The organism is Micromonospora sp. WMMD998 (assembly GCF_029581235.1).
Classification (GTDB): domain Bacteria; phylum Actinomycetota; class Actinomycetes; order Mycobacteriales; family Micromonosporaceae; genus Micromonospora.
In genome coordinates this window covers 6437625-6450424 of the sequence record NZ_CP120740.1, presented here as the reverse complement: position 1 = coordinate 6450424, position 12800 = coordinate 6437625, and the positions used below count along the sequence as shown (strand labels likewise).

General features: G+C 73.9%; 10 protein-coding genes. 7 read left to right on the top strand and 3 right to left on the bottom strand.

Annotation, left to right across the window (positions count from 1 at the left end):
* Positions 1-34 precede the first annotated feature (34 nt).
* Positions 35-1429 (top strand): M1 family metallopeptidase, encoded by a 1395-nt coding sequence (locus tag O7619_RS29355; protein WP_282284739.1) that lies wholly within the window; start codon positions 35-37, stop codon positions 1427-1429.
* A gap of 119 nt (positions 1430-1548) precedes the next feature.
* Positions 1549-3006: a M1 family metallopeptidase gene (locus tag O7619_RS29350; protein WP_282284736.1), complete on the top strand. Its 1458-nt coding sequence runs from the start codon at positions 1549-1551 to the stop codon at positions 3004-3006.
* A gap of 53 nt (positions 3007-3059) precedes the next feature.
* Here the strand turns inward: O7619_RS29350 and O7619_RS29345 are convergent, their stop codons facing one another.
* On the bottom strand, positions 3060-4160 hold the full coding sequence (locus O7619_RS29345; RefSeq protein ID WP_282284731.1) for an LCP family protein: 1101 nt from the start codon (positions 4158-4160) through the stop codon (positions 3060-3062).
* A 130-nt stretch (positions 4161-4290) separates the two neighbouring features.
* Between O7619_RS29345 and O7619_RS29340 the strand changes: the two genes are divergently transcribed.
* A complete protein-coding gene (locus O7619_RS29340; protein ID WP_282284730.1) occupies positions 4291-5973 on the top strand; it encodes a GMC family oxidoreductase in 1683 nt (560 codons plus the stop codon).
* A gap of 119 nt (positions 5974-6092) precedes the next feature.
* The gene (gene guaA / locus O7619_RS29335; RefSeq protein ID WP_282284729.1) at positions 6093-7649 is read left to right on the top strand and encodes a glutamine-hydrolyzing GMP synthase; all 1557 of its coding nucleotides are present in this window, start codon (positions 6093-6095) and stop codon (positions 7647-7649) included.
* Between the two features lie 7 nt (positions 7650-7656).
* On the opposite strand, the gene O7619_RS29330 is transcribed toward guaA, so the two are convergent.
* On the bottom strand, positions 7657-7986 hold the full coding sequence (locus O7619_RS29330; RefSeq protein ID WP_282284727.1) for a PspC domain-containing protein: 330 nt from the start codon (positions 7984-7986) through the stop codon (positions 7657-7659).
* A 144-nt stretch (positions 7987-8130) separates the two neighbouring features.
* Between O7619_RS29330 and O7619_RS29325 the strand changes: the two genes are divergently transcribed.
* The 3 genes from O7619_RS29325 (at position 8131) to O7619_RS29315 (ending at position 11370) form a co-directional block, all read left to right on the top strand.
* On the top strand, positions 8131-9078 hold the full coding sequence (locus O7619_RS29325; protein ID WP_282284726.1) for an NUDIX domain-containing protein: 948 nt from the start codon (positions 8131-8133) through the stop codon (positions 9076-9078).
* Between the two features lie 110 nt (positions 9079-9188).
* Positions 9189-10100 carry an NUDIX domain-containing protein gene (locus tag O7619_RS29320; protein WP_282284725.1) on the top strand — a complete coding sequence of 304 codons (912 nt, stop codon included), beginning with the start codon at positions 9189-9191 and terminating at the stop codon, positions 10098-10100.
* Positions 10101-10446: 346 nt separating this feature from the next.
* The gene (locus O7619_RS29315) at positions 10447-11370 is read left to right on the top strand and encodes a CDP-alcohol phosphatidyltransferase family protein (protein WP_282284724.1); all 924 of its coding nucleotides are present in this window, start codon (positions 10447-10449) and stop codon (positions 11368-11370) included.
* A 73-nt stretch (positions 11371-11443) separates the two neighbouring features.
* Here the strand turns inward: O7619_RS29315 and O7619_RS29310 are convergent, their stop codons facing one another.
* Positions 11444-12691, bottom strand: coding sequence for a phosphatidylserine decarboxylase (locus O7619_RS29310; RefSeq protein WP_282284723.1), 1248 nt, complete (start codon positions 12689-12691; stop codon positions 11444-11446).
* Positions 12692-12800: the final 109 nt, after the last annotated feature.

Here is a 12800-nt window from a genome sequence, read left to right as displayed (position 1 = left end):
CCGGCTCACGCCGTCCGGCCCCTAGGGTCGGAGGATGACGCACAGGCGGGTCTGGGTGGCGGGCGTGCTGGCGGTGGCGCTCGCCGCCGGCGGGTGCACGGGCGCCGACGACGGCGGGTTCCGGCCGGGCGCGGCGGACGCCGGTGACCCGTACGTGCCGGGGGCCGGCAACGGCGGCTACGACGTCGGGCACTACGCGCTCGACGTCCGCTACGACCCGGCCGACGACCGGCTGACCGGCACCGCCACGCTCACCGTCACCGCCACCCGGGCGCTGTCGGCGTTCCAACTCGACCTGGCCGGCCTCACCGTCGACCGGGTCGCGGTGGACGGCGCGCCGGCCCGGCACCGGCGGGACGGCGCGGAGCTGATCGTCACGCCCGCGCACGGGCTGCCGGCCGGGAAGCGGTTCACCGTCGAGGTGGCGTACGGCGGGGTGCCCCGGCCGCTGCCCGACCCCGTGCTGGGCGACGGCGGCTTCCACCACACGCCGGACGGGGCGATCGCGCTCGGCCAGCCGCAGTCGGCGAGCACCTGGTTTCCGGTCAACGACCACCCGTCGGACAAGGCCACCTACGACGTCGCGGTCACCGTGCCGGACGGGCTCGCCGCGCTCGCCAACGGCGTCCCGAAGGGGCGGACGACCGCCGGCGGCTGGACCACCTGGCGCTGGTCGGAGCGTTCGCCGATGGCCAGCTACCTGACCACGCTGGTGATCGGCGACTACCGGGTCACCACCGGCACCCACGGCGGTAAACCGCTCGTCACCGCCGTCGCCGCGACGCTGCCCGCGGACGGGCCGGCCGCCGCGTCGGTGGCCCGCACCGGCGAGGTGGTCGACTTCCTGGCCGCGCGCTTCGGGCCGTACCCGTTCGACGCGTACGGCGGGGTGGCGGTCGCCGACGACCGGATCCGGTACGCGCTGGAGACCCAGACGCGCCCGGTCTACGGGCCCGGCTTCTTCCGGAGTGGACGGCCGAACACCGAGGTGGTCGCGCACGAGCTGGCCCACCAGTGGTTCGGCGACAGCGTGTCGGTGGCCCGGTGGAGCGACATCTGGCTCAACGAGGGCTTCGCCACGTACGCCGAATGGCTCTGGGCCGAGCACGACGGCGGGCGGACCGTGGCGCGGACCGTCGCCGACCGGTACGCCGCCACCGACTGGTCGAAGCCGTCGGTCGACCCGGGCCGGGCCGGCATGTTCGGTGACGCGGTCTACCAGCGGGGCGCGTTGGCGGTGCACGCGCTGCGCCGCGCGGTCGGCGACGAGACGTTCTACCGCGTGCTGCGCGGGTGGCTGGCCGAGCGACGCGACGGCAACGTCACCACCGCCGACTTCATCGGGTACGCGGAGCGGGCCGCCGGCCGCCCGCTGCGGGCGCTCCTGGACGCCTGGCTGGTCGGCGGGACACCGCCGGGCCTGCCCTGAGGGCCCCGCCCGGACGCGGGGTTGCCGTGACGCGGGCGTGATCGGCACTGGGTAGGCTGCCGCGGGCGAAGCGGCCCCGGGGCGGGGCCGCCGAACGGGCCCGGGGAAGGATCGAGGCGATGGCACGGCGCGGCGGACGACGACGGCTCGGGCTGCTGGCCTGCGGGACGCTGCTGCTGGCCGGCTGCGGATCGGCCGAGCCGGACCGGAGCGCCGCGGCGCCCTCCGACCCCGGCCCGACCGCCTCCCGCAGCTTCGCGCCCGGCGCAGCCGGCGCGGGCGACGCCTACTTCCCCACCTACGGCAACGGCGGCTACGACGTCGCGAGCTACACGATCAAGGTGCGTTACGACCCGGACACCGACAAGCTCACCGGCACCACGACGGTGCGGGCCACCGCGACGGCCGACCTGTCCGCGTTCAACCTGGACCTGGCCGGGCTCACCGTCCGCTCGGTCACCGTGGACGGCGCCGCCGCCCGGCACGCCCGCACCGACGACGAACTGGTGGTCACGCCGGCCGCCGGCCTCACCTCCGGCAACGGGTTCGTCGCCGAGATCCGGTACGGCGGCCGGCCGGAGGCGCTGCGCAGCGAGGCGCTCGGCGAGGGCGGCTGGCTGCACACCGCGGACGGGGCGATCGCGCTCGGCCAGCCGCAGTCGGCGAGCACCTGGTTTCCGGTCAACGACCACCCGTCGGACAAGGCCACCTACGACGTCGAGATCACCGTGCCGAAGGGGTTGACGGCGGTCGGCAACGGCGTGCCGAAGGGGAAGACGACCAGCGGCGACTGGACCACCTGGCGCTGGTCGGAGGGCTCGCCGATGGCCAGTTACCTGACCACCGTGGTGATCGGGAAGTTCCGCGTCACCACCGACGAGCACAAGGGCCGCCCGGTCTGGAGCGCGGTCACCACGCAACTGCCGGAGGGCGCGCCGGACCGTTCGATCGCCCGCACCGTCGAGGTCGCCGACTACCTGGAGAGCATCTTCGGGCCGTACCCGTTCGGCGCGTACGGCGGTGTGGTGGTGGCGGACAGCCGGATCCGGTACGCGCTGGAGACGCAGAGCCGGCCGGTCTACGGGGCCAGCTTCTTCCGACAGGGCGACAACACCGACGTGGTGGCGCACGAGCTGGCCCACCAGTGGTACGGCGACAGCGTCTCGATCCGGCGCTGGCAGGACATCTGGCTCAACGAGGGGCTGGCCACGTACGCGGAGTGGCTGTGGGCCGAGCACACCGGAAAGTCGACCGTGCAGCGCACGTTCGAGCAGAAGTACGCCGGTGCCTCCACCCTGCTCTGGCGGACGCCGCCGGGCAAGCCGGGGGTGGAGAACCTGTTCGGCAGCTCGGTCTACGACCGGGGCGGGATGACCGTGCACGCGCTGCGGGTGGCGGTGGGCGACACCGCGTTCTTCACGATCCTGCGCACCTGGGCGGCGGAGTGGAAGGACGGCAACGCCACCACGGCGGACTTCGTGGCGCTGGCGGAGCGGGTGTCCGGGAAGAAGCTCGACAAGCTCTTCGACGCCTGGCTGTTCGGCACCGAGCGGCCACCCACCCCCAAGCCCCGGTAAGGAAGGGCCCCCGCTTAACGCTTTCTGCATAACCGGGGCCCCCGCCTAACACCTCAGGTCTTGACGCGCAGGGACGGGTGCGCGGTCAGGAACGCCTCGACCCGGCCGCCGCGCAGCGCGGTGAGGAAGTCCCGGCCCAGCTTCTGGAGCTGCTCGCCGCGGTAGGACGCGCCGCTGCCCACGCCGCTGCCGGGGAGCCCGACCAGGGTGATCCGGTCCGCCGGGATCCCGCCCAGGGCGTAGGAGAAGTCGATCAGTTTCCGCGCGCCCCCGACGTACACCAGGGTCTTGCCGAGCGCGGCGACGACCTGCTCGACCCGCTGCGGGTCGCGGGCCGTGCCCTGCCCGACGAGCTTGCCGGCAAGCGCGCGGATGAGCTGCTGCTGGTGCCGCTGCCGGGTGTAGTCGCCGCCGGCGGTGTAACGCTGCCGCGCGTAGTCGAGCGCCTGCCAGCCGGTGAGGTGCCGGTTGCCCTTCTGATAGACCATCTGCGGCCCGTGGTAGCCGCCTCCGCTCAGCGGTCGCATCGTCCCGTCCGGGCGGCGGTGCCGGGAGGCGACCTTCTGGTCGACGTAGAGGTCGACGCCGCCGAGCGTGTCCACCAGCTTGTCGAAGCCACCGAAGGTGATCACGGCGCCGGCGTCGATGCGCAGCCCGGTGTAGCGGGAGACGGTGGTGCGCAGCAGCTCGTACCCCTGGGCGGTGCTGGGGTGGGCCTTGTCGCCCGGGACCCGGCTGCCGTAGCTCATCGCGTGGGTGAGCTTGGTCTTCCCGCCCGGGTAGCGCGCCTTCGGGTAGGCGGGGATGTCGACCACCAGGTCGCGGGGGAGGGAGAAGAGGTACGCCCGGTCCAGCCCGGCGGGCACGTGCAGCACCAGCACGGCGTCGGCGTGCGGTTCCCAGCCGGGGATGCTGACCCGGGTGTCGACGCCGACGAGCATCAGGTTGAGCGGGCCGGTCAGGTCGGCGCCGGGCGGTGGGGTCGGGCTGGCGCTCGTCGCTGCCGGCGTGGGTGAGCCGGGCGGCGAGGTGGCCGGGGCGGCGGCCCCGGTCGGCGAGTGGTGCCCGACCAGCCGGGTGGTCACCACCGCGCCGCCGGCGACCAGCAACGCCGCCACCAGGACGGCCAGGCCCAGCAGGCGTCGTCTCGTCACGTTTTCGTCCTCTCCCCGTGTGGTTCGACGCGGCCGGGGGCACCAAAGGTTGCACCGGCGGTCGAGCGCTCTGCATGATCTGCGAAAGCTCGACCTGGCGCCATAGCTACCCGTCGGTAATGATGCGTTCATGCACTACGACGTGGTGGTCATCGGATCGGGCTTCGGCGGCGGCGTCACCGCGCTCCGGCTGGCCGAGAAGGGCTACTCGGTAGGGGTCCTGGAGGCCGGCCGGCGCTTCGCCGACGACGAGTTCCCGAAGACGTCCTGGCAGGCGCGGCGGTTCCTGTGGGCGCCGCGGCTCGGCTGCTTCGGGCTGCAACGGATCACCCTGCTCCGCTCCGCCGGCCGGCGGACCGGCGGTGGTGTGCTGGTGCTCTCCGGGGCCGGGGTGGGCGGCGGCTCGCTCGTCTACGCGAACACGCTCTACGAGCCGCTCGACGCCTTCTACGCCGACCCGCAGTGGCGGGACGTCACGGACTGGCGCGACGAGCTGGCCCGCCACTACGACCAGGCGAAGCGGATGCTCGGCGTCACCGCGTACCCGCTCGACACCGGCGCGGACCGGGCCATGCGGGCGGTGGCCGAGCGGATGGGGGTGGCGCACACCTTCCACCCGACCCCGGTCGGCGTGCACATCGGGCGGCCGGGGCAGCGGGTGCCGGACCCGTACTTCGGCGGGGTCGGGCCCGACCGCACCGGGTGCCGCCACTGCGGCTCGTGCATGACCGGCTGCCGGCACGGCGCGAAGAACACCCTGGTCAAGAACTACCTCTGGCTGGCCGAGCGGATCGGCGCGCAGGTGCACCCGCTGACCACGGTGACCGCCGTGCGGCCGGACCCGGCGGGCGGTTACGCGGTGCACACCGAGCGCACCGGGGCCTGGTTGCGCAAGCGTCGCCAGGTGATCCACGCCGACCAGGTGGTCTTCGCCGCCGGCGCGCTCGGCACCCAGCGGCTGCTGCACCGGATGAAGGCGACCGGCGCGTTGCCCGGGCTCTCGCCCCGGCTGGGCGAGCTGACCCGCACCAACTCGGAGGCGATCCTCGGCGCCTCGGTGGCCTCCGGGGCGGCCCGGCGGCGTGGCCTCGACTTCTCCGAGGGTGTGGCGATCACCAGCTCGTTCCATCCGGACCCGCAGACCCACATCGAGCCGGTCCGCTACGGCAAGGGCTCCAACGCGATGGGACTGCTCCAGTCGCTGCTCGTCGACGGCGGGCCGCACCGGGTCCGGCGCTGGCTGGGCAGCATCGTCCGGCAGCCGGGGCTGGCCGCGCGGATGCTGTCGGTACGCGGCTGGTCCGAGCGCACCGTCATCGCGCTTGTCATGCAGTCGGTCGACAACTCCCTCACCACCCGCTGGCGGGGTCGCCGGCTGGTCTCCGGCCCGGGCCACGGCGCACCCAACCCGACCTGGATCCCGGCCGGCAACGAGGCGGTCCGGCTGCTCGCCGAGGAGATCGACGGCACCCCTGGCGGCGCGGTGACCGAGCCGTTCAACATTCCGGTGACCGCGCACCTCCTCGGTGGCGCGGTGATCGGCGCGACCCCGGCCGACGGCGTCGTCGATCCCTGGCACCGGGTGTACGGCCACCCGGGGCTGCACGTGGTGGACGGCGCGGCGGTCTCGGCGAACCTGGGCGTCAACCCGTCGCTGACGATCACCGCGCAGGCGGAGCGCGCCATGTCGTTCTGGCCCAACCGGGGCGAGGCCGATCCGCGCCCGCCGCTCGGCTCCCCGTACACCCGCGTGGCCCCGGTCCCCCCGCGTGCGCCGGCGGTGCCGGCGCACGCTCCCGCCGCGCTGCGGTGAAAGGAGGGGGCCCCTTTTAACGCCTTCGGTAGAGGCGGGGCCCCTTATTAACACGTTCCAGCCGCGACACCGCCGGGGCGCGTCCGCGCGGCCGGTGACTGTCGGTAGGCTTTGCGCACATGAGCACGCCTCGCCCCGTCCTCGTGGTGGACTTCGGAGCCCAGTACGCCCAGCTCATCGCGCGCCGTGTCCGCGAGGCGAAGGTCTACTCGGAGATCGTCCCGCACTCCATGCCGGTGTCCGAGATGCTGGCGAAGAACCCGGCCGCGATCATCCTGTCCGGTGGCCCGTCGAGCGTCTACGCCCCGGGCGCCCCGCAGATCGACGCCGGCGTGTTCGACGCCGGTGTGCCGGTGTTCGGCATCTGCTACGGCTTCCAGGCCATGGCGCAGGCGCTCGGCGGCACGGTCTCGCGCACCGGCAACCGGGAGTACGGCGGCACCCCGCTGCGTCCGCGCCTGACCGAGCCCGGTGTGCTGCTGCGCGACCTGCCGGCGGACCTGCCGGTCTGGATGAGCCACGGCGACTGCGTGACCGAGGCGCCGGCCGGCTTCACGGTCACCGCCGAGTCGGCCGGTGCCCCGGTCGCCGCGTTCGAGGACGTGGCCGGTCGGCGGGCCGGGGTGCAGTTCCACCCCGAGGTGGGGCACACCGCGCACGGGCAGGAGATGCTGACCCGCTTCCTCTACGACATCGCCGGGGTCGCGCCGACCTGGACGCCGGAGAGCATCATCGACGAGCAGGTCGCCCGGATCCGCGAGCAGGTCGGCGACAAGGAGGTCATCTGCGGCCTGTCCGGCGGCGTGGACTCGGCGGTCGCGGCGGCGCTCGTGCACCGGGCGGTGGGCGACCAGCTCACCTGCGTCTTCGTCGACCACGGGCTGCTGCGGGCCGGCGAGGCCGAGCAGGTGGAGAAGGACTACGTGGCGGCGACCGGGATCACGCTCAGGGTGGTCGACGCCCGGGAGCGGTTCCTCGGCGCGCTCGCCGGGGTGACCGATCCGGAACAGAAGCGCAAGATCATCGGCCGCGAGTTCATCCGGGTCTTCGAGGCCGCCGCCCGGGAGATCGCCGCCCACGGTGACGTGGAGTTCCTGGTGCAGGGCACGCTCTACCCGGACGTGGTGGAGTCCGGCGGCGGCACCGGCACCGCCAACATCAAGAGCCACCACAACGTCGGCGGCCTGCCCGAGGACCTGAAGTTCGCCCTGGTCGAGCCGCTGCGCACGCTCTTCAAGGACGAGGTACGCACGATCGGCCTGGAGTTGGGGCTGCCCGAGGCGATGGTGTGGCGGCACCCGTTCCCCGGCCCGGGCCTGGCCATCCGGATCATCGGCGCGGTCGACGAGGAGCGCCTCGCGCTGCTCCGTAAGGCCGACCTGATCGCCCGGCAGGAACTCACCGCGGCCGGCCTGGACCGGGGGGTCTGGCAGTTTCCGGTGGTGCTGCTCGCCGACGTGCGCAGCGTCGGCGTGCAGGGCGACGGACGCACCTACGGGCACCCGGTGGTGCTGCGCCCGGTCTCCAGCGAGGACGCGATGACGGCCGACTGGTCCCGCCTGCCCTACGACGTGGTGGCCCGGATCTCCACCCGGATCACCAACGAGGTGGCCGAGGTCAACCGCGTGGTGCTGGACGTCACCAGTAAGCCGCCGGGCACCATCGAGTGGGAGTGACGCCGGGTCACGCGGCCGGCGGCGGCCCGGCCTCCGGCCGAGGCGCAGTCCCCGGCGCGCTCGGCGGGACCGGCGGCCATCCGGGCGCGGTGCCCGGCGGGTGCGGCCAGGCGGGCGCGCCGGCCGGCTCCTCGGGCATCAGGAACCACATGATCGGGTACGCGAGCGCGGCCAGCCCGCCGGTGAGCACCGTGGCGGTGGCGAAGACCACCCGCACCAGGGTGGGGTCGAGGGCGAAGTAGCGGCCGACACCGCTGGCCACCCCGGCGATCATGCGGTCGCTCACCGGTCGGCGGAGCTGCTTGTACGGGGCCTGGGAAGGGTTCGGGTAGGTCATGTCTCCACGGTCCCGCGCCGGACGGCGGGCGACCTCGGTGACCGCCCGGACGCTTACCCTGATCCGTCCCTGAGGCACCAGCAGTGTGTCAGGAATCTGACTCTTTTCGATGGAGGTAACCCGCTCCGGGGAGAATTTGCTCCCGTGACCACCTCGCTGGAGCCGCTGCGCAGGATCGCGGCATACGCAGTTTGTGCTGATTCAAACGGCCGAGTGTTGCTGGTCCGCGCATCGGAGCGCTCCGGCACCCCCGGCACCTGGTCGCTCCCCGGCGGCGCGGTCGACCACGGTGAGGACCCCAAGCACACGGTCGTTCGGGAGACCGCGGCCGAGACCGGCCTCTCGGTCGCCGTCGCCGGCCTCCAGGACGTGCTCGCCGACATGCGGGCGCTGCCCGAGCGGCGCATCACGATCCACACCGACCGCCTGCTCTACACCGTCTCGGTCCGCGGCGGGACGCTCACCGAGCGGGTCGACCGCCCGACCGACCTGGCCCGCTGGTTCACCCTCGACGAGGCCCGCGAGCTGCCGTTGCGGTCGTTCACCGCGCGCGCCCTGGGCCTGCCCACCTCCAGCCACGACGTCGTGCCGGAGGAGGTTCCGGAGTTCCCCTCGTTCTACGCCGTCCCCGGTCCGGACGGGTTGCACCGGGCGCAGCGCTTCGCCGCGTACGCGGTGGTGACCGACCCGGAGGAGCGGGTGCTGCTGACCCGCGTCTCCGACGGTTACCCGGGTGCCGGTTGCTGGCACCTGCCCGGCGGCGGCACCGACTACGGTGAGCAGCCCGCCGCGGCGCTGATCCGCGAGCTGGTCGAGGAGACCGGGCAGACCGGCCGCCTGGTCGAGTTGCTCGGGGTGGCCAGCCACCGCGATGCGGCCTCGCTAGGCCCGGAGGGCTACCCGATCGACTGGCACGGCGTCCGCGCCTTCTACCGGGTGGTCGTCGACCAGCCCGCCCCACCCACGGTGGCGGACGTCGGCGGCTCCACGTGCGAGGCCCGCTGGTTCCGCCGCGAGGAGCTGGGCGCCCTCCCCACCGACCGCCTCACCGAGGTAACCGCCGAAGCAGTCCAGGCCGCCCACCTCCTCTAACAACCCCACCCCACCCCCACCCCCGGGGTCGATCATGAAGTTATTGCCACGACACGCCGTTGCGGTGGGCAATAGGTTCATGATCGACGCAGTGGGAAGGGGTGGTGCGGGTGGAGCGGCTGCGGCGGGTGGGGGCCTTTGGGGTTCTGCGGGACGCGGGTGGGCGGGTGCTGCTGGCGCGTGGGGGCGTCCGGTGTCCGTACCCGGGGGTGTGGCAGTTGCCGGGCGGCGGGGTCGAGCACGCCGAGCACCCGGCCGTCGCCGTGGCCCGCGAGTTCGCCGAGGAGACCGGGCTGACCGTGACGGTCGGCCGGATCGCCGCCGCCATCGCCGACGTGTCCACCTACCCGCCCGACGGGGTGGCGGTGCACACCGATCGGCTGATCTTCGAGATCGAGGCCCGCGGTGGGCGGCTGCGGCCCGAGTCGGACGGTGGCAGCGACGAGGTGGCCTGGTTCACTCTCGGCGAGGCAGCCGCCCGGCCGCTGATGCCGTTCACCGCCGAGCTGCTCGGCCTGCCTGTCTCCCCACTGCCGGCCGACCTGCCCCGGGCGCTCCCGGTCGCGCCGACCGGGCCGGCTGCCGACCGGCGGCAGCGCTTCGCCGCGTACGGGCTGGTCACCGACCCGGACGACCGGGTGTTGCTGACGATGATCGCCGACGGCTACCCGGGCGCGGGGCGGTGGCACCTGCCCGGCGGCGGCACCGAGCACGGGGAACAGCCGGCCGCCGGGCTGCTCCGCGAACTGGTGGAGGAGGCCGGGCAGCTGGGCCGGGTGGTCGACCTGCTGGCCGTGGACAACCTGCACACTCCCGCCGCGCTCGGCCCCGAGGGCCGGCCGCTGGACTGGCACGGCGTCCGGGTGATCTACCGGGTACGGGTGGACGCGCCGACCGAGGCGGTGGTGACCGAGCTGGCCGGTGGCTCGACCGCCCGGGCCGCCTGGTTCACGCGGGAGCAGGTCACCGGTCTGTCGATGACCGACGTGGCCAGGTGGGCGACCGGGCAGCGGGTGAGCTGAAACGCTCGCCGAGCCGCCCTGGGCCACCTCCGGTACAGTCAGGAGTTGGGACGAGCCAAGGAAAATGGGCGTTGCGGCCCGAGATGGGAATAACTGAGCGCTTCGCGCGGTTATGGGAGTTATAAGTACCGCCGGCAGCTATCGCCAAGCCCTTGTCCCCTGTGCAATGGTGTACTCCGCAAATGGGCTGCCGGGCCCGAAAGGTCCGGCACGAGACAGCCGGACACCCGCCCCGACGTGGGCGGCCAGTCGATCCGGTGATGGAGGAAGCGTGCCGAGAGCCCCATGGCGCCGGCGTCGTACGACTGACAGTCCGCGCCCCGCAGGGCGTCGCTGGGCGGGCCGGTTGCGCCGCAGCAGCACGTTCGCCCGCCAGGTGCTGCTGGTCCGGGTGGGCCGCCGGGACGGCCCGGCCGGTTCCAGGACCGACCTGGTCACCCCCGACCACCGCTACGCCGACCGCCAGCGCCGTCGCTACGGCCGGTTCGACGCCGACCTCGAAGCGGTACGCCCGATCAGCCCGGCGGTCGCCCCGGTCGTTCCGGTCGCCCCGGTTGACGACGACGCTCCGGCGATGTCGATCCCGCTGCTGCCGGGTGACCGCACCGCCGCTCGGCGGGCCAAGTTCGCGCTTGTCAACGCGTGCACCCTGAGCAGCCTGATGCTCGGCATGCTGGCCATCTTCCTGGCCATGCAGGGTGAGGTGCGGATCGCCGCGGTCTGCCTGATCGCGTGCGTCGCGTTCGACGGTCTCGACGGCGCGCTGGCCCGCAAGCTCGGCGTGGCCAGCCCGTTCGGCGCGCAGATGGACTCACTTGCCGACATGTGCTCGTTCGGCCTCGCCGCTCCGGTGGTGGTCTACGCCTCCCTGGTCGGCTCGGCGCCGCCGGCCGCCGCCGCGGTCGCCTGCGCCCTGGTCGCGTCGTGCGCGGCCATCCGGCTCGCCCGGTTCAACGTCTCGCCGAAGGACGGCCGCTTCTTCTGCGGCGTACCGACCACCATGGCGGCGGCGGTGCTCGCCCTGACCGTGGCGATCGGGCTCCCGGTCCCCGGACTGGTCATGGTCGCCGGCGTGGCGCTGCTCGCCTTCGCCATGGTGTCCAGCTTCCCGTACGCGAAGCTGGCCCGGCTGGTGAAGCTGCCGCCGTGGCTCTGGCTCGCCCCGGTGGTCGGCGCGCTCGTCGACATCCGGCTCACCTTCGCCCTCGTGGTGGTGGGCTACCTGGTCAGCGGCCCGCTGCTCTGGCTGCACCAGCGTCGCGCCGCCTGAGGCACACGCACACCACGTACGACGAGAAGGGCGCCGCTCGCACGAGCGGCGCCCTTCTCGCATGTCCGGCGGGTCAGCGCCAGCGCGCGATGACCGTGGCGCCGCCGACCACCTTGTCGCCGGGGCCGACCAGCGGTTCCGCCGCCTCGGCCGGCAGGTAGACGTCGGTACGCGAACCGAACCGGATCAGCCCGAAGCGTTCGCCCTTCGCGAGCAGTGACCCGACCGCCGCCCGCTGCACGATCCGGCGGGCGATCAACCCGGTGCGCTGGGCCACGACCACCGTGCCGTGATCGGTGTCCAGCACCGTGTACGCCGCCACGTTGTGCTCGGCGTCCGGCTTCATCGCGTTGACGAAGCCGCCGTCGGCGACGAAGTAGTCGACCACCTTGCCGGCCACCGGGGCGCGGTTGACGTGCACGTCCAGCACCGACAGGAAGACCGCGATCCGCAGCCACTCGCCGTCGCCGAAGCGCTCGTCGGTGAGCCGCTGCACGGACAGGACCTGGCCGTCCGCCGAGGCGACCACGGCCGTCGGGTCCTCCGGGACGTCCCGCTCCGGGTCCCGGAAGAACGCGGCCACAGGTGCCGTGGCGAGCGCCGGCAGCAGCCAGAGCCGGGACTTCGGCCGGGCGGCCCGGGCCAGGGCGGCCAGGCCGAGCGTGATGCCGGCGGCGGCCACCCCGTTGGAGTCGATGTGCATCCGGCGGGTCAACGGCACGCTGGACGGCCGGTACGCGGGCGACAGCGAGGCGGCAAGCGTGACCGGTGCCGGGGTGAAGCGCAGGTGGTGCACGCGCACCGGCGGGGAGTTACGCAGCACCACGTCGGTGCGGACGCCGTGCAGCACGCCCTGCCGGTCCAGTTCCGGGCCGGCGCCCTCGGTGCGGAACAGCGGCGCGGCGACACTGAGCACCGCGCCCTCGGCGAGGTATTTGGCGAGCCCGTCCACCGCGGCGCGGGCCTCCTCGGCGGTGCCGGTGAACGGCTCGGCGACGATCACCACCGCAGCCGCGTCCGCCTCGGAGAGCGTGTCGACCACCCGTACCCGGTCGGCGACCCAGCGGCCCTGGGCCGTCACGTGCTCCCGCAGCGCCACCGTCGCGGCGCCCTCGGCCGGCGTCACCACCAGCCGGTCGCCCGGGAGCAGCGCCTCGATCGCCGCGGCCAGCACCGCGGACTCCGGGGTGGCGCCGACCAGCAGGCCGGCCTTCGGGTCGTTACGCCGGGCGAACTCGGCGACGAGCGTACGGGCGGCGCGCTCGCCGAGGCGGACCGCACCGGACGGTCCGGTGACGCGCACGGCGGGGGACTGGGTCATGTCGGGCGAGCTCCTGACGAGGTAGGGACGGACGGGGACCGCCTCGGCGACCCGGCCGGCCGACCGGGTGCGCCCGGCGCGGTCGGGTGGCTCGGACCGGACGTCGGCG